We start from the raw sequence: 19,058 nt of genomic DNA on the forward strand, positions 1-19,058 counted from the left end.
TCCATTTAGACGATTTGACTCTTTACTCCGATTTTTTTGGCGTACCAGGCTGTGACGATCGGAACGAGTACAGCAGTCACGATGACACAGGAAGCAACCAATGCGGTAGCGGACGGTACCAATGGCGCGTAAGCCGCATTCGCTGCTGCAACAGCCGCCGGTACACCGGCTGCGTTACCGGCAGTGGAAGCTGCTGAAATACCAGCAATTCCGTTGCCGCCGATCAAGCGGTCTGTCAGAATCAAGGTAACTCCAGTTACTGCGACGACAGCAACACCAAGCAGCACGCCAAGGATGCCCGCTTTCCATACCGTCTGAAGGTTCAGACCGGCGCCAAGCGCAAAAGCAAAGAAAGGAACTAGAACCGGAACGGCTTTGGACAGAAATTCACGCATGTCTTTATCGAGGTTTCCAAGAATCATCCCGATAATCAGCGGCAAAATCGCGCCGACAAATGTTTGCCAAGGGAACGCAGCCAAACCAGCAACACCAAGGGAAATCATCGAGAAGAACGGACCGGATTCCAAACTCATAACCGAGTAAGCACCTACGTCTTCTTTCTTACCGAATTGGCCCATCAAGGCCATGTAAAGTCCGCCATTCGTGTCATTCATCGCGGCAACGATCGCCAGTACGGAGAGACCCGCGAAGAATCCTTCACTAATCATGCCGTTGCCCAAAAACTTGGCAGCGATAAAGCCGACGATAATAGCAGTTAAAATTTTGGTGCCTAAAAGCGTTCCGCCTTTTTTCAAAATGTACGGGGTCGCTTTGAAGTTAATGGTCGATCCCATACAAACATAGAACACAGCTAATATGGGAAGTGATCCTGTCATTAAAGCTCCTGTAAACGAGCCGAACGTTTTACCCATATTCGGAAATAAGGTGGTGATGATAGCCCCAAGAATGAGCGGCACAATCATCATGCCTCCTGGAACTTTCTCAATTGTTGCTTTGATTCTCATATGGCTTCCTCCTAGATGTAAGTTCATGTTGTTACAAATGTTGCATATTGCAACATTGATGCAACTCATTGCTTGTGTAATCATTATATGATAGGAATTAGCCGAGAAACAACGGGGTGAACTGTTTGTTATTGCAACACATCTTTCAACTTACGCCATAGTGTCGAGCGGTTGATGCCTAGCCGCTTAGCCGCCTTGGACTGATTCATTCCCTCTTTTTGTAAAATCTCCAGCAAGATTCGCTGCTCAATTTCATCCCATGTTCCCGATAAATTCAGCTCCGCAGTATGACGGACAACATCCGATTGCAAGCTTTCCTTCACTTTGCGCCATCCGTCCTTCGCTTCCTTCACACCTACATAATGGCCGTTCGTGCAGGCCAGCATGCTTTCGATCACGAGCTTAAGCTGTTCAATATTGCCTGGCCACAGTTTATGCATGAGATCATCCTCGAGAACTTCGGGCCGAATACCGACGATTTGCTTGCCATGCCGCGAGTTATAATTGGCGATCAGCACACGGGCGATCTCCTCAATGTCCTCCAACCGTTCACGCAAAGGGGGCAGGCTGAGATTCATGTCCATGAAAGCTTGTACAAAGTCATGATCCATTTCTTCTCTTTTTAACAACAGCTTGATGGGTTGAATGCTTGTGACGATCAGGCGAGCCTGAGTTCCCGCTTGCATCACGGTTAGCAGTTTGCGCTGCAAGGCAAGGCTGAGTTGTTGGATTTGTTCCAGACAGATCGTGCCGACGGATTCTTTGAACAGCAGCCCGGGCGTTACATCCGTCCCGAACAGCATGGCCGCTTGCTCCTCTTCGCTCAATTGGTCGCAGGGAATGATATGAAGTTCGTCGCTGGCGTGCGAACTAGCTGAATGAATCGCCTGGCAGAACAGCTTCTTCCCGCTCCCCGCCTCACCTGCAATCCACAGCGGCAGGTCCGATTGCGCCATCGTTTTCGCCCGCTTGATCGTTTGCTGAATAGGGCTGCTCGAACCCATGATTTGGGCAAAAGCTGCAATGCGCTCGGTGATTTCAAAACTACTAATAACCGTGCTGTCCTGCTTCGTCTGGGCCGGATATAAATAAATAAAAAATTTGCAGTTCGTTTTGCTTTGCTCCGCTGGAACGATGATTTCAATGTTGATTTGCCGCCGCTGAAACCATCGCGTTTGCTTCTGCGCGGTATCCGCCTGCAGTCGCGTCGCCTCTTCCAGGTACCGCCCCCAGACCGGGTCAATCCCTGTCAAATTCATGCCGCGTATTACGGTGCGATCGTATCCCAGCAAGGCGGAGGCCGCTTCGTTGGCATAGATGACACCTCCTTTTTCATCGACCGCCATCACGCCTGTCCGGTGATGCTCTAGGATGCGCTCGAACAAATGTTCATTTTCTTGAGCTCGCCAGACAACATCATACATGCGTTTCACTTCGCCGAGCGCTTCGATTACGGATTCCCGGCCGGTCGTAATCAGAATGCCGTTATAACCCATTTGCTCGGCTGTGTTCACGGTCACGACGTCACCGAGCACGATTTGAATGCCATGAGCAAAGGCTTTCTGCAGCGCTTCCGGCACATCTTCCGCTTCTTCAACCGAATAGATCGGAATATCGAAGTCCAGCAGGCTGGATACTTCAGCAACGCCGCGGCATATATTCGGAAAACCGATAATCGCAACTTTGCTATTTGAATTTTTCACTAATGTCAAAACGCGTAATATATCGTATCCGGAGACGGGTATATCAACCACAGGAATGGTCACATGCCTGCGGATCAACCTGGAGGTTCCCCCCCGGCTTAATATGACGTCGTAGCGATCTTTCGCTGCATGGACGATAGGAATCGCGTTGTGCAAATCAGCAACTTCAATATCCAATTCGATCCGCGAATCGTCTTGGACCATGCTTTCCAATAAACCTTTTAGCCCCTCATATGGTGCAATAGCCAGCACTCTGATCTTCATCGTTTTCCTCCACTTGTCGATGTTGCAAAATAAACCATATGAACTAAGTATACACGGTTTTACAACAACAAAAAAACAACAAACCGCATCAGCGGGATGTTGTTCGTTGGAACTATTGAATTAACCACTATTACTGGATTCCCATCTAATCCATTCCTCCTTTATCCGTATTTCTTTTTTATATCGATCCCATGTTTAGTGGACAAGCCGCTTGTAAAAACTAAGTAAAGTTGAATCCATAGCATCACGTTATATATGTGAAAATAAAAAAACCTGCTGACGCAGGTGAGTTATACGATGTGAAGCGCCAATGCTTCATCTGTGAGATGTTGGATATCCAAATTCGCCGCGATCGGTTGATGCAATAAATCGGGGAGGATCACTTGGAGAAAATGATCAAGACAATGTAAGCGAATGCCCTTCAAGGTTATTAATGCGTTTTGATACATCGTCACATATTCTTCGCTCTCATTCCCTCGTTGGAATTCAGCGAACGCTTCGAACACATGATCGGTTCCATCTGCAGCTAGGACGATCTGGCATTCAATCGAATTATCCTTCACCTCCATCAGCTGCTGATGGAAAATAGATCTATACGTCGCCGGGATTTGCTCTTCTACAAAGTTATAGATCATTGCTTGTTCCACTTTCTCGACCATACTTTGCAGTTCCGAGGAAACAAACATCTTCGGGGTTTTGAATTCATTAACAAAAATTTCGCCATAATCATGACGGGAAGCCAGTTGATATAATTTCTTCCAATCTATCACAGCACCGTGCTGTTCTTCGATATCTGCATAAACTTTGGCATATTGGATAACTTTCCATGAATGTGCAGCAACGCTATATTCTTCAAATTTAATTTGAACCGGGTGACGGACAATCTTCTCGAGCTTCGTTAAGTTTTGAAAATAGGAAAGGATTCCCACCAATTCTTGTCCTCCTAAATAATGACCTGACCCACATTCTAGTGAGTAAATATTTAATAAGTGTTAGGATTACTCATAAAAGTGTTAGATTTTATTGAGGTTATATTAAGATCAACTGATAAAAAAGCACAGCCCTCGCGGAGAGCCGTGCTTGTAAACGTCTTCATTATCTTGGCCATCTACGCTCCACCGGAAGCAGCTGCGGGAATGGCGCATGCGGTTCAGCTTGATACCAATAAGCCACAGAGGAAACATCATCCGTTCTTTCAAACAATTGCCGGCTGTTATGGCCCATTTGTTGAATCGTTACGCGCAATTCGTTCTCGAAGCGGATCGGATCCATCAAATGCCAGCGGTACAAACCATGCATCGGCACACTGTCTTCGCCGAATATATCTGAGCGCGTATTATCCTGCTTGGAATAGTACGGATAACCTAGGAACGGCGTTGAATACGGTGTCTCGACGATCTTCCCGTCCTTCTTTTCATAGAAGCACCAGGCACCTCCGAAATAATCTTCCGTCCCTGTTCCGCAGATCGTCGGCCACTCCTCATCGCCATCCATGAAAAACTTGATTTCCCCTTCACCCCACCAGTAACGTTCGAGTGCAGCCCAGGCTAGGTACGTCCCCACGTAGTGCCCTTTGCCCTTCACATTGTCGAGAATCGTAAAATCTTTCGCTTCAGTCGTGATATTCTCTCTACGCCACTGCGCATGGAAATAGGCGGCTTCATCTGGAATTGAATCGACCAGGGTGTAATTAAATTGGTAGAAAAAGCCGCTAATATCCGCTGCATGTTGATTTTCAATCGTAATCTTCGCCGATTTGCGGAATGGCATCGGGAAATAACAGTTCATGCCGCCGGTTGGATTCACGGCAATCGGCAGTGAATTCACATTGCTTCTTGCCCCAAAGCCGTTGCAGAAAAAATCGCCCAGAGGCACTTCAACGGACGGTGTTGCCTCGTCATCCCAATACATGCGCAGAACCAGATCGCGCAGTACAAAATAACCTTTGTCCGTACGGTCCGTCACCGTAATCCAGAAGTGCTGGATCACACCGGTGCCCGTGATTTCGGCCAACGTCACCGTATCTCCTTGCTTCAACATAATGCAAGGACGGCCTTTGCGGGCAACGCCGAGATTGCTCGCTTCTTTGCCCCCGGCCCCCACCTCGCCTCGCGGGTTCTCCGCACTAATCGAACGTGTCTTGGCGTTCGACAGCAGCGGAGCGGAAGATAATCCAAAGCCTAAACCATGATTTTGCAGCATACAGCAACCTCCTCATTTTAACCAGATATGGAATGCGAATTGTCTTTCTTGTCCGAGTGATTGGAATTCTTATGGACGAACGCCAGGTTGCCTGTTTTGTAATCGTTATGCTTCAGGCAGAGCACCTTGTGTTCGGTATCCAAATGGACCATATACGGTTCTACAGAATGGCAAACATCTTTGGCATACGGACAGCGGCCGGCAAATTTGCAGCCTGCTTCACTCTCCTGCTTGCTTTCAAAATCCGCCAGCAGCGCATCCTCGGCCCACTTCTTCCCCACCCTCGGAATCGAATCCAGCAGCAGCTCCGTATATGGATGCGACGGATTGTTCAAAATATTACGCGCATGGCCGAACTCAATGAGGTTACCTTTATACATCGTGGCGATGTAATCACTCACGTAATAAGCCGTGGACAAATCATGCGTGATATAGATAAAATTGACGTTATATTCATCTTTCAGCTTCTTGAACAAGTTGACAATATTCATACGCAGCGAGGCGTCGATCATCGCCACGGGCTCATCGGCAACGATCAAGCTGGGCTTGGGGATTAACGCCCGAGCAATGGAAATTCGCTGCAGCTCCCCGCCCGAGAACTGGTTCGGGTACTTCCCTTTTATATGGGCGTATTCTAAACCTACCGACTTCAGCACGTCGGTCACGACGGCGAGCGCTTCCTTCTTATTGGCAGCTACATCCAGGTTCATCGCTGTTTCAAATAAGTACGTATCCACCGTTTTCCTCGCGCTGAATGAAGTGAACGGATTTTGGAAGATCGGCTGGACTTTCTTCAAAAATTCCTTCCGTTTATCACGCTTGTTATAAGCAGATAATGGCACACCATCAAGGACGATAGTGCCGGAAGAAGGGTCCAGCAGCCGCAGAATCAGTTTGGCCAGCGTCGTTTTGCCGCTTCCGGACTCGCCCACGATGCTCATAATTTGCGGTTTATCGCCGGGGAGCTCAATCGCCACTTGATCGACTGCAGCAATTTTTTTGCCGAAAAACATGCCGCCAAGCTTAAACGTCCGCGATACGTCGTTAATTTGTAAGATAGGCCGCACCGTGATTCCCCCCTCCGATTCCGTAGTCCAGCAGATGGCAGCTGGCATAATGGTCTTCGCCAACGGTGACCCGGGCAGGGTCGGAGATGCGGCACAGCTCCATCGCATGCGGGCAGCGCGCTGCAAACCGGCAACCGGTCGGCGGTTCGCGCAAGGAAGGCGGCGTTCCCGGGATCCCTTCTTTTTGCGAGTTGTCACCGACTTTCGGCAGCGCATGGATGAGCATTTTCGTATAAGGATGCTGCGGGTTGTTGAAAATCTGTTCCGTCGGCCCCACTTCAATCATTTGCCCGGCATACATAATGCCCATGCGATCCGTAATCTGGTAGTGGACGCCCATGTCATGGGAGACGATGACCATCGAGTTTTTCATTTTTTTCTGCACGGTGGATAACATCGTTAAGATGCCTCTCTGCACGACGACATCCAGCGCTGTTGTCGGCTCGTCGGCAAGCACAATGTCAGGGTGCAGAAACGTAGCCAGGGCGATGAGCACTCGCTGACGCATCCCTCCGCTGAGTTGATGCGGATATGCCTTCAGTACCTCCGGTGGAAGTTCCAATTCCTGTAAGTAGCGTGTGATTTCCGCTTGCAGCTCTTTTTTGTCTTTCTTGTCATGATATTTGCTGATGGCGTCAAAAAATTGGTCTTTAATCCGTGCCACCGGATTCATTACGTGCATGGCCCCTTGCGGCACATACGAAATCACTTTCCACCAGCTTTTATGAATGCTGCCATTCGTATGTATCGTCGTTTGACCGTTCTTATCTTGGGAATGAATCTCCACAGAACCATGCGAGATTTCGAGCGGATAGCTGATCAGATCATACATAACCTTCAGCAACGTCGATTTGCCGCAGCCGGATTCGCCGGCGATGCCGAAGATTTCATTTTTTTTCACATCAAAATGGACCCGGTCCACAGCTTTCACATAACCGTTCAGCATGTTATATTGCGCACTCACCTGATTAAGTCTCAACATATTATTTCCCTCTCCTTAACGCAGAATATTGCTGATATCCTGTCATTGTCAGAAACAGGGCAATAAAGATCAGGGCGATGGCGATGACGGGGGAGCCGATCCACCACCAACGTCCGGCTAACATCGCTTGATGCTGATTGGCCCAATAGATCATTGTCCCCAGCGTCGCTTTTTCGTTACTGGACATGCCGATAACAGCTAAACCCGATTCAGAGCCGATCGCGACGAGAATCGTGTTAACAAAGTTGGCGATGGACCAGCCTGCGACAAAGGGGAAAATCTCTTTGACAATAATTTTGAACGTGCCCATACCGGAGAACAGTGCTGTCGAAATGAACTCGCGTTCACGCAGTGACAACGCCATCGCGCGAAGCTGTCTGGCCGGCCAGGGCCAGTTGAAAATAATGAGAATGATGGCAATGTACAGCAGCGAAGCTCTGCCTTTGAGCATCGTGCCAAGCAGAATCAGAATCGGCAAGGACGGTATGACGATGAACGAGTCAGTGAGCAGCGTGATCAGTCGATCGAGGAAGCCGCCTTTGAAGCCGGCGAGCAGTCCGAGAATCGCGCCGATGACCGTCGCGAAGAAAGCTACGAGCAAACCGATAATGAAGGAGTTCTGAATCGATTTGGCAAGCAGCCAGAACGTATCCTGGCCGAGATTAGTAGTCCCGAACCAGTGTGCGGCGCTGGGCTTCAAATTTTTCGGATAGGTCCCCCATTCCATCGGATTACCCGAGTTGAACAACGGCAGGATGAAGCCGAGAATTAGAAAAATCACGATAACGAAGACACCGATCTTCAGACGAAGGTTCCAATTTTTCATGAGCCCTCCTATTTATATCGAACTCGAGGATCTAGGAATGGGTACAACAAGTCGACGATAAACGTCGCACCGGCAACGGCGATAATGGAAATGGTGATTGTTCCCATAATTAAGTTGTAGTCCGCTTGTAGAATCCCGCTGTAGATTAATGTTCCGACTCCTGGATACCCGAACAAAATTTCAGTCACAAGTGCACCGTTGAAAATCGTCCCAATCTGCAAGGCCAGCATCGTAACTTGCGGAAGCGCAGCGTTAGGCAGCACATATTTACTCATGATTTTGGATTCCTTCAACCCTTTAAGCCGGGCGAAATGCACATAATCTTCTTCGGCAATCCCTGCCGATAAAGTCTTCATACTAATTACCCACCAACCTGTGCCAACCAATATCATCGACAGGGCAGGCAGCGTGGAGTTGATGATCAAACTTTTGATATGCGGCCAAGTGAAGCCATGTCCTTGAAAATTGGCGGATAACGGGAAAATCGGCAGCACATAAGCAAATAGCATGATCAGGACTAATGCGAAAATGTAATAAGGAATCGGATACAGCGCGATAGAGATCGCTTCAAGCGCTTTGGAGTACATTTTGTTTTTGCGGAATCCGGCAAGCAGGCCGATCGCATTCCCGATGACCCAAGAGATCAGCGTGGACGTCAGCAGCAGACCCATTGTCCAAGGCAATGCACGACCGATAAGTTCATTGACCGGTGCGGGGTAGTTCGCAAGCGACGGACCGAAGTCGTGGGTAATCACAACGCGTTTAAAAAATCCGAGGTACTGCTCGAACGCCGAGCCTTCGAGACCAAACGACTGATTCAACGTTTCACGCAGTGTTGCCACCGCTTTGGGATCCATGAAAGCTGACTTCGACGTCATTTGGCCAATCATAGCTTCGACAGGGTCAGACGGCAAAAACCTGGGCACGAAGAACACCGTCGTAATCCCGATAAATACAACCAACAAGAATGTCACAACTCTGGATAGCAAAAATTTATAAAATCCCATGGGAACGCCTCTCCCTCCTCGATCGCCCCTGCTTGATACAACCAGCCTGCGTACCGGCGTAGCATGATGTCAGTATGCAGGACTGGCTGGAGCAAAGCTTACAGCTGGCTATTACTTGCCGGTAGGCTTGTAGTGTGGGGTGTAGAACTTAAACTGCGACCACCACCACCAAGGACCTTCGAATTGATTATCTGCGGTTTGGAAACCTTGCCAGTAGTACGTATCGACAGGGACGAACTTGGACGTACCGAACATCGGGATAAACGGCATGCCTTTGACGAATTCTTTATGGATATCCGTAATATCGGCAATGACTTTCGGATCATCGCTCTTCAATCCGTTCAATTCGTCGATCAGTGAGCTTACTTTATCATTGGCCCAACGATTACGGTTGCCTGGCGCTTGCTTGCCGTTAGGAACGATGTATTGCTTATGCCAGCCTTGCAAGTTGGACGTCGTATCTGGAAGCAAACCGCATGCTGGCCAGTAGGAGCCAACTTCGAAGTTGCCTGTCGATTCGCTGTCCCAGAACGTAGCTGCGTCCATTTGCTGTACGTTTACATCTACGCCGTTCTTTCTCCAGCTGTCAGCAACCGCAAAAGCCAAACGCATTGATTCTACTTCAAAGTTAGCCGGCGCATTGATCGTCAACTTCCAAGGGGTGCCATCCGGTTTCAGCCATTTGTCGCCATTTTTCTTAAATCCGGCTTTTTGCAGCAATTGGGCCGCTTCCGCAGGATCATATTTGAACCAGCCAACACCAAATGTATCGATTGCATCCTTATCCGTTGGCAGCCCTTTTACGCCTTGCTGCTTCAGCATATCCACCATACCGGATGCGTAGCTTTGATCGAACGGTTTGTAGCCATCGCTCAATTGGAAGTTTTTCAGCCAATCAGTCATTGGTTTATGGTAGGCTTCCTGCAGAACGGAAATTGGCGGAGCCATGATCGGCGACACGCGCAGCATACCACCGAAGGTAGCCATCGAGACGTTCTTGATATCAGTCATCAGCGTTAAAGCCCAACGAACATCAGCGTTGTCATAAGGCGCTTTGGAAGCATTGAAGGACATCCCGCGTTCGCAAGGGTCATTCATGTCCGCATAAGGGAAGTTGCTGTACCAAGCTTTGGCAAACTCGTTCTTCTGGCGCAGCACATCCCAGCTTTCCGGCGTAATATCTTGAAGAATGTCCATATCATGCCCGATAGCTGCCATGATCCGCTTCTCTTCCGGTCCGAAAGATTGGAATAAAATGTATTGAGGCCCTGGCTCGCCAACCAGTTTACCGACGTCACTCTTCTGCCAATCTGTCCGTTTCTCATACAGCATCCAGTTGCCTTGTGGATCGTGCTGCTTTAATTTATAAGGACCTATACCGACTGGGTCTGTGAATTTAAACTTCGTCGGATCTTCTTTTTCCCAAATATGCTTCGGCATCACCCTGAAGGAGGTTCCCCAGATGACAACGCCAAGTTTTTGCGCCAGACGTGTTTCCGGATTTACAGTCTCCACTTCAATGGTATATTTATCAACCGCTTTCATACTTTTCACCAAACTTGAGAAATAACCGCTGTAGCCGAGATCTTTGGTCTTCAACAGCATATTGGCTGTATACTCCACGTCTGCGGAAGTAAACTCTGTACCATCGGACCATGTCAAGCCTTCTTGCAGCTTAAACGTAAATTTCGTGTTCGAGCTGTCCGTAGCTTGTGGGAACGTCGCAGCCAAGTCAGGAATTTGTTGGCCTTTCACCGTATCGATCTCCCACAGGTTCGAGTAGACCAATTGGTGCAGCCCGCTGTCCATTGGCACGGCCCCCGGCATGTATGGGTTCATCCTGTCGGGGTCGGCGGCTTTACCGCTAAGAATATCGACGACGAGCGTCTGATTTCTCGGTGTACCGACTTCGGTCATCCGACCTTGGCTTTGACCCTGGCTTGCGCCTTGCCCAGTGCTTGAAGGTTGATTCGTTGATGCATTATCCGTTGTCGTACCCCCTGATTCACACGCGGAAAGCAAAACTAACGTGGTGAGCATAGCGCTGATCACTGCTTTTTTACGTTTCATTGAAACCCTCCTTCATCTGATTTCCTTCAGTTTATCACTTGCTTTTCCATAAACTTTTGAAAAACATTTGATTTCTTGTAAAAGGATTGGGTTCTTATGAAACCGTTTTCTGGAAGTCTTTCGGACTCATGCTCTCTATACTCTTGAACACGGTACTGAAATAAGCCGCATCTTGAAAGCCGACCATTTCAGCGACTTGATACACTTTCAAATCTTTTTGCTTCAAAAATTGTTTGGCGATTTTAACCCGCATATGGTTCAAATATTCGCTGAACGAAAGCTGCATGTACTTTTTAAATTGACTGCTGAAATACCAAGGATTGAGATAGACTTCCTCCGATATCCGTTTCAGATCGATCTCTTCCATATAGTGCCTCTCCATGAATTTGATCGCTGTCACAATATAATGCGGTGTCTGTTCTTCGTCCTGCGTATCCTTCAAGATAGCGAAAATCACTTTATGTAACCAATCGAACAGTTCTCTCTGCGTTAAGATTTGATTTAACTCCTTCACATAATCAACAGCTTCCATCGCGCTCGGCCGGTAGCCATGTTCGACCAGGCATTGCTCCAGCTGCAGCAATTCTTTGAGCAATTCGTTCCTGAGCTTATTCGGCTCCCACCGGATATGGCGCTCGCGAATTTCATGCAAGCTCGTATCCAAATATATTTTGAGCTTTACCGCATCGCCAGATTGTAGATGTTTGCTGATCGATTGAAAGGAAAAATAATCATGGACGCCAATCTGCTTTTGCTTATTCAAATAAGTCTCAAAGCGATCTGCTGAGAGCACAGCAGCTTCCTCATGGAAAGAAAGGAAATCCGCCATTTTCTTACAGTGGGCAAAAGCGTCCTTCAACGACAACTTGTCAGAAATCACATCGCTGATCGCCCAATGCGTGATCCAGCCTTGTTGGATTAAGTTTTGCCGGCACGTATACAACCTTTCATGGAGCGGAGTCTCGTCACGGGTCGCCCAGATGACAATCAGCCCTTCGCTGCCAAGCGAAACGCATTCGTACACATCCTCCTTGACACTGATCTTTTCCAGTATAGGCACAATTTCTTTCTCCGAGATAAGATGACGATTCCCGGCAGCAGTAATCAGAATCAGCCGGTAATTCCGATGGATGGGAAAGAGGGCATCGGATAGCGCTTGCTTGCCCTGCAGCGCGGCTAGAAGCGCATTTTTTTTCGCTCGCCCCAGGGACTCCTCCCCCTGCTCGGCTACCCGATCCTCGATTTTTTGCAGAAGCTCCAAAATCGTCTGATAGTTGCAAGGCTTCAATAAATAGTCGCAGGCACCGTGCTTCATCGTTTGCCGGACAAACTCAAAATCCGCATGTCCGCTCAAAATGATGACAGACACATGCGGATATAAGAACTCAATCGTTTTGGTCAGTTCAATGCCATCCATTTCTGGCATCGAAACATCCGTAATGACCACATCCACCGGTGTAAACTGCATAAGCTGCAAAGCATCCTTGGCATGCTGGGCCATACCGACAATCTCGTAGTTGGGACAATATTTGTTTAATATGTGCGATAATCCATTCAGCACGGTTCTTTCATCATCGACAAGCAAAATCCTTAACATATAAAGAGCCCCCTCTTTATATCAATAATTTTCTTTCCCCAAGCCTTAGACTTACGGTTGTACCCCTGCCTATTTCGCTGTTGATCGAGATTCCGTAGCCCTCACCGTACAAATAAACGATTCGTTGATGAACGAGGCGAATCCCGATGCCGGTCTCCTCACTTTGCATCTCGCAGGATGCGATGAGCTTTTCCACTTTCTCCGACGACATTCCGATCCCGTTATCGATGACATGGAAAACGAGATCACCGTCCTCAAGCTGCCCGCAAATCGTCATACATCCCTCGTCTTTCATATCGCGAAACGCATATTTAATCGCATTCTCAACAAGAGGTTGGATGAGCAGCTTCGGAATTTGGCAGTTCTTCATTGCCGGTGGAATATCAAAATGATAGTGAAGCTTATCCTCAAACCTTAGTTTTTGAATTTGCAAATAGCTTTCTAGCTGTTTCATATCTTCCGCCACAGGCACAAATTCGTCCTTCTGCGAAATGGAGTAACGTAAAATATTGGAAAGTGCGACAATCGTATTGCCAATCTCGTCTTCGCCTTTCATAATCGCTTTCCAGTAGATCATATCCAGCGAGTTATATAAGAAATGAGGATTAAGCTTGGCTAGCAAACTCAATATTTCCGCTTTGCGTTGATGCCTTTGCTGCTTATAGATCGTCTGGATCAACCCTTGAATCCGCTCAACCATATAGTTAAAATGATCCAATATGCGGCCGAACTCATCTTCGTTCTTATGTGCTAACACCACGGTCAGATCACCTTGCTGGACACGCTCCATCCCTTTAATAATGATCTTCAACGGCCTCAGCACCAGACGCATCGCGACGATGGCGAAGCACATAATCGCTGCCAGCAGCACGATGACCATCAGCACAAAAATGCGATTGAACTTCGTGATCTGATTCCACAATTCGGACTGCGGCACTCTACCTATAAGGGTCCAACCCGCTTCATCCATCGTGTACTCGACTTGTGTGTCCCGGTCTTGCTGGAGCTTCGATACAGAAACACCGATCAAAGCTGGATCTTGCGCATAGACGATCACGCCATCTTTGACCACATAAACAGTTCCATGCTTGCCAATCTTCGCTTCATCCAAAATTTCACTGAAAATGGCCGGCTTCAAGCCGATCGATAATACCCCTAATCGTCCATTTTCATCAATAGGGATAATGGCGGATATTTGGTTCGTTGAATTATGTAAGCGCATCCATAATAACGACTTTTGCGGCGGATTATAGTTCGACTGCAGCATATTCTCGATGGACGGCTCCGGGTCAAAGACTGGAACTGTATAATATAAGTTTATTGGAGGATCGTAGACTGGATAGATCACCATGTTATCGACCCAATCGAGCTTAGTGACCCGCAGCACCTCATAGTTAATTTTGTACTTGGCGATCTGATAATTGATCTGCTGAAATTTTAAATCAGCCAAATAGTTAATGACGACCTGATTACGGCCAATGCCTTCGGCCATTGTGCGAAACTGCTTTAGCTGCAATTCCATCCGTTTGCCGATTTGATGGACAGTTTCTTGAAAGTAGGATTCTGAGTTATCCAAAATCATCGTGCCTATCCACTGCTGAAAGATGCCGAATTGCAGCATCACGACCATACAGGTAAAACCGATAAACACCGCGATGATTTTCGACTTGATTGTGCGTAATCGTAAGCCCCCCATCATCTCCTCCTTTGGCTAATCCGCGAATAATTTAGCCGTATGCACAGTCACCTGCACAGCTTCGTGAAAAACAAGTGAATTGCCATGCAAAGATCCATATGAAAATGTACTTGAACAACAATGTGAAAAGCCTTGTGAATAGCATGTGTAAACGATTACATGTATTTTAAACCACAACCCAACAACCGTCAAGAACCAATTGTTTCACGGTCTCCACTGTCAACCTGTGTCGATGCTTCGTCGAAAATATCAAAAAGACTACCATTCGCATGGTAGTCTTGGGCCATCCCATAGTAAAAAGGGCATGTTATTTGATTAATTGTTTCGGCTTGCTCCAGTATTTCACCCACAAGTCATACTCTTCGTCCCGATAAAACCGAATCCCAATATATTTTAGCGGCGTCCATAATTCTCGAAAATAATAACTAGGCATGTTTATCGATCCCCTCAGTCCAGTAGTATGATATACCTAATATACCAAGGACCTCGGCGGGAGAAATGTTGAAACGTGTCGATTTAAATATAAATTTTTCTTTAGAAACTAGGTCTAGAGCTCAGCGGCGCATTGCAGCTATCCGAAGGTGCGCGAGTCGGCACGCGCTGGGGCGCAGAAAGCGGTTCTAGCGCGGATATGCCACGCTGCAGGTCATCTCGCACGTGCCCGCTTGAACGCTAACGCGGATTTTCCGCTTTGCAAGTCGCGGATAAGCCCCAATCATGTTTACATCATATTTATTATGTAAACAAACGAAACCAATCCGCATAATGCTTCTCCAAATATGCCAGCTTCGCTTCCGTATGCGTAGACCCACCGCCTTCGTGCCCATTGAAAGGATACATGATGATCTCCTTCTCACTTTGAATGCGATTATAAGTGGCAAAATACATTTGCGCCGGGCAAGTTTCATCTTTTAGCGCAACAGAAGCAAATACAGGGCATTTGATTTTGTCCGCCATATTCATCGTGTCAAAATAGCTAAGATTATCCATGACAAGATCCGTCTGTTCAGGATGCATTTTCAAATAATCAGCTACGCTGGCAAACGCGCCGTGATTGCCCTCAATGCGGCTGACGAGATCGCTGTTGCTTGGCACATCGACCAGCGCTAGTGCCGGCCTGTCATCCAGTGCACATACCGCCATGCCCAAAGCTCCGCCTTGGCTGCCGCCCTCGATCACAAGCTTCTCCTGATCAACTTCCGGCTGCGTAACAGCCATATCGATCGCTTTTAAGCCATCCATATAAGCAAAACGGTAGTAATACTCGTCCTTGTTATGAATCCCTTTGCTGGCCACATTGGTCGTAAAACCGTGAGAATACGCAGCGCTATTCCCCGTGCTACCGCCTTGGTCCCGGCAATCGACGGCCAGAACAGCAAATCCCATCGTTACCCAATGCATATAATCCGATGGCTTGCCACGACTACCAGAAAATCCGTGATAATGAATTAGGCATGGATAACTTGTTTTACCGATAAAAGAAGGGACAATGAACCATCCATGAATTCGCGTTTCATCCATACCATTGTAAGATATCGCGTACACTTTCACGTGCGGACTCGGGTAGTCGACTTCCGCTCGCTCGGCACGTAGCGGAACGTCCTTCGCCTGCGCGATCGTACGGGCCCAAAAGTGTTCAAAATCATCTTTCTTCGTTAATGCAGGTAAATAGGCATATAAGTCCTTTGTTTTCTCTTCGATATAGCCCATCCCATTCTTCCTTCCCAGCCAAATTCAACCAATACGCCCATTCTACCACAAAAAAAGCAGCTGAAATAGAAACAGTTCCACTAGCAGCCATACCACAGCACGCAAACACAAACACAAACAAAAAACCGAAACCAGGCACAATAGCCTAATTTCGGTCATCACTTCAGTCACCCGTTAAAGCCCATATGAGGACACAAGTTCCGGATATCGAGCTTTAATCCGCAAGTAAGCTTCCGCAGCAGCCCCGTTGCCCCAATCGAAAATCGTAAATTCACCGATACCGAGGCCCTTATCGTTAACAGCGCCCCCATGGCCGTAATTTTCCATCATAAATCCATAATCCCGCTCATTGAAAAACGGATAAGCATGTTCCCACTGCTTCATCGATTCGGGATTTTCTGGGCAGTACATCATGACAAAAGCGCATTTCAAGGCGGCTATCCCCCGCTCCACATACTCCTCTCGGCCCAGCTCTTTCCCATATGCTAATATAAGTTCAGCAAATAAACTTTGACGCGAATCGTTCCACTCGCCATCGCAGTTCATGACACCGAAACCGCCAAGCGCCTGAACGTGAATGTAAGGCGGCTGCCAGGAGGCTTGTGTCATCAGCATCTCGTCCAGACAGCGTTCGCCAAGTTGTAAATACCTAATTTCCTTCGTATATTCGTAACATGCGAGCAGCGCTTCAGCCGTCCAGAACATCGAGAAATTGCATTGTTTATACATATTGTTGCGACTGAACTTAAGGCCGACATGGTCTTTATTCCCGAATGAACTGCATGACCAATAAGTTTCAAAATCTTCCCAACGGCCTACTGGGACGATTTCCCGCACAACTGCATCCGCTGCCCGCAAAGCGCAACTCGCAAAAGTTTCATTGCCGGTGAGCTGAGCAAGCTTAAGCAAGAAAGTCGCTGAAAGCGAGGTTTCAGGAGAGTCACTTAGAATATCAAGCGGTTCCAAACTGTGCGCATCCAACCATGCAGGGAAAAAGCCTCTATCATCCTGCAGCTCAATCAACGCTTCAGCATAGCTGCGCGCATAGGCAAGCAGACGCACATCCTTGTCAAAGGATTCATACCATCGCAGCATTAATAGAGCTGTCCAACTCATATCCAAAACATGGTAAGGTGCATCCTTAACAGATTGCCATGCTTGAATAGGATTGCGATTGGAATTTCCCCAGTGCGCAGTTTCCCAACCTTTGGAGCGATTCACCAACTTGCCGCCAACTTCAATCTGCTCCATCTCCGTCGCGATCACAGACGGAAAAAATCCGCTGCGCTGTGGCGCTGATAGCGCCAATTCCTTCGTCATATTTGCTTTGCGAATAAGGCTCTCGTCGCCGATTTCTTTGCCGTAGCGGTATACACCTTGCGCGGAGCGGAGCGAGCTGAACCAAGCCTGATTCCAAATCGAGCGCATTTCACGCTCGTTGACAGTTCCCGGGTAATTGGGGCTTTGTGTCACATTTACAATAAACGTGCAGGCTCCGACCGTCGCCCCGTTTAGCTCAAATTGCTGCCACACCGCCTCTTTCCACGATTGGAAGGCCCAGTGATAGGCATGCTGAACATGTCTCGCTGCCGACATCGGAAGCGGAGCGCCAGAACGTACCAGCGGAGAGCCCCATTTTTCCCATAAGAAACTTAAAACTGGTCTCCACGGATTCGCCAACATTTCCGGTTCTTCGAATGTCATCAAGTAGAAGCCGATCTTCACCTCGCCTTGAGGATAAACCGCCCCTTCTTTCCGTTCATACAGTACATGTCCACTCACTTGATATTCGCTCATCCCGAGCTTAATAATCTGACGGGACGCATCAAGGTCCATGTACCAACGCACTGGGCTCCCTTCAAGCATGAGATCCAAATCGGGAATCAAGATCAATAATTGCCGCTCGTCCTGAGCGATTAAGGCCGGTGAGCGAAAGCTGTGCTGATCAATAATATGCTGATCCGTCGGCGTCAGATGCGGCGCCCAATGAAACGTTGGCGTAAATGCGGGCTCAAGCTCCAGCTGCCAATCATCCTGCCGAATAGATTCGGGCAGCACAAAGTTCAAACGCATGTGACTGACATGTGCATCCAATCTGTGCATGGTATATGCAGGTGATACTGTTCCAATTGCATCGCAAGTGATCCGCTTTACAAATCGGCTCAAATTTGGATCGAACCCTAGATTCCTAGATCTCATTTTTAAGCTCACATCCAGTCTTCTCTTTTTCCAGCAAGGGCCAAGGCCGGTCCACTTCCCTTCTATACAACCTATGAACCTGCAGTTAACCTCATGATGGTTGAAGCACGAAAAGCAACCGCAGCCATTCCAGGCTGCGGTCATCTATGTGAACTGACGTATCGGGGGCATTCACCGTGATCATCGTCCCTGGCGGCGAAGAGCGGTACCCTTCGAACATCTTGAGTAATTCCAGCGATTCCTTGAGTGTCCTTTTTGCGGCGGTGTTTACATGTAGACGCTTTCACATAAATGCAGCACTTCCGGAACATAGCCTAAGTTAAAATATTTTTGTTATAGAGCTGACCTGAAGAAAATATCCACGTCCTGGAAGGCTCTATGAATGCGAACTTATAAATCATTACTTAATAAAAAGCCGCGCGAGGTTCATCCTCACACGGCTTATAGGTTTAATTATACTTATCGTAACGGTCATCGATTTCATCCGCCATTTTTCTATACTGCTTCGTTTCCTCTTGCACCGGATCCACCTGGGCCTGAATACGAAACTCTGATTTCATCGGCAGCCGTTTTCGCGCTTCTTCTTCCGTGTCCTCTTGCGCGATCTCGCCTTCTGTGAGCTTGCGGATCAACTGCTCTTCAAATTCTTCTTTTGCGTCCATGTAACGCGCCACTCCTTCCATAATTATGAAATTTCCTCTATAGGATTGCCTGCGCCTCTATCAATGATACTACGGATACACAAAAACCGCCTCCCTGAATCATCTCCA

14 protein-coding genes are annotated in these 19,058 nt (G+C 47.9%); all 14 read right to left on the minus strand.

Going from position 1 to position 19,058, the window contains the following annotated elements; all coding sequences use genetic code 11:
• Positions 1-5: 5 nt before the first annotated feature.
• On the minus strand, positions 6-965 hold the full coding sequence (locus O9139_RS09205) for a 2-keto-3-deoxygluconate permease (RefSeq protein ID WP_270879166.1): 960 nt from the start codon (positions 963-965) through the stop codon (positions 6-8).
• 128 nt (positions 966-1,093) lie between these two features.
• The gene (locus O9139_RS09210; protein WP_270879167.1) at positions 1,094-2,932 is read right to left on the minus strand and encodes a sigma-54-dependent Fis family transcriptional regulator; all 1,839 of its coding nucleotides are present in this window, start codon (positions 2,930-2,932) and stop codon (positions 1,094-1,096) included.
• Between the two features lie 290 nt (positions 2,933-3,222).
• Positions 3,223-3,861, minus strand: a complete 639-nt coding sequence (locus tag O9139_RS09215) for a YfbR-like 5'-deoxynucleotidase (RefSeq protein ID WP_270879458.1) — start codon at positions 3,859-3,861, stop codon at positions 3,223-3,225.
• A gap of 166 nt (positions 3,862-4,027) precedes the next feature.
• Positions 4,028-5,134, minus strand: a complete 1,107-nt coding sequence (locus O9139_RS09220; RefSeq protein ID WP_270879168.1) for a glycoside hydrolase family 172 protein — start codon at positions 5,132-5,134, stop codon at positions 4,028-4,030.
• A gap of 17 nt (positions 5,135-5,151) precedes the next feature.
• Entirely contained in the window at positions 5,152-6,201 is a 1,050-nt protein-coding gene (locus tag O9139_RS09225) for an ABC transporter ATP-binding protein (protein ID WP_270879169.1), read from the minus strand.
• A complete protein-coding gene (locus O9139_RS09230; protein WP_270879170.1) occupies positions 6,179-7,183 on the minus strand; it encodes an ABC transporter ATP-binding protein in 1,005 nt (334 codons plus the stop codon). The genes O9139_RS09225 and O9139_RS09230 overlap by 23 nt, the downstream gene beginning before the upstream one ends.
• Position 7,184: 1 nt before the next feature.
• On the minus strand, positions 7,185-8,009 hold the full coding sequence (locus O9139_RS09235; RefSeq protein WP_270879171.1) for an ABC transporter permease: 825 nt from the start codon (positions 8,007-8,009) through the stop codon (positions 7,185-7,187).
• Between the two features lie 8 nt (positions 8,010-8,017).
• Complete coding sequence (locus O9139_RS09240) at positions 8,018-9,016, minus strand: ABC transporter permease (protein WP_270879172.1); 999 nt, start codon at positions 9,014-9,016, stop codon at positions 8,018-8,020.
• 111 nt (positions 9,017-9,127) lie between these two features.
• Positions 9,128-11,086: an ABC transporter substrate-binding protein gene (locus tag O9139_RS09245; protein WP_270879173.1), complete on the minus strand. Its 1,959-nt coding sequence runs from the start codon at positions 11,084-11,086 to the stop codon at positions 9,128-9,130.
• 94 nt (positions 11,087-11,180) lie between these two features.
• Positions 11,181-12,683: a response regulator transcription factor gene (locus tag O9139_RS09250; RefSeq protein WP_270879174.1), complete on the minus strand. Its 1,503-nt coding sequence runs from the start codon at positions 12,681-12,683 to the stop codon at positions 11,181-11,183.
• Positions 12,684-12,699: 16 nt separating this feature from the next.
• Positions 12,700-14,379, minus strand: a complete 1,680-nt coding sequence (locus O9139_RS09255) for a cache domain-containing sensor histidine kinase (protein ID WP_270879175.1) — start codon at positions 14,377-14,379, stop codon at positions 12,700-12,702.
• A 735-nt stretch (positions 14,380-15,114) separates the two neighbouring features.
• A complete protein-coding gene (locus tag O9139_RS09260; RefSeq protein WP_270879176.1) occupies positions 15,115-16,089 on the minus strand; it encodes an acetylxylan esterase in 975 nt (324 codons plus the stop codon).
• Positions 16,090-16,263: 174 nt separating this feature from the next.
• Positions 16,264-18,162, minus strand: a complete 1,899-nt coding sequence (locus tag O9139_RS09265) for a glycoside hydrolase family protein (RefSeq protein WP_270879177.1) — start codon at positions 18,160-18,162, stop codon at positions 16,264-16,266.
• Between the two features lie 575 nt (positions 18,163-18,737).
• Positions 18,738-18,950 carry a hypothetical protein gene (locus tag O9139_RS09270; RefSeq protein WP_270879178.1) on the minus strand — a complete coding sequence of 71 codons (213 nt, stop codon included), beginning with the start codon at positions 18,948-18,950 and terminating at the stop codon, positions 18,738-18,740.
• Positions 18,951-19,058 lie beyond the last annotated feature (108 nt).

The organism is Paenibacillus aestuarii (assembly GCF_027789125.1).
Classification (GTDB): Bacteria; Bacillota; Bacilli; order Paenibacillales; family NBRC-103111; genus Paenibacillus_E; species Paenibacillus_E aestuarii.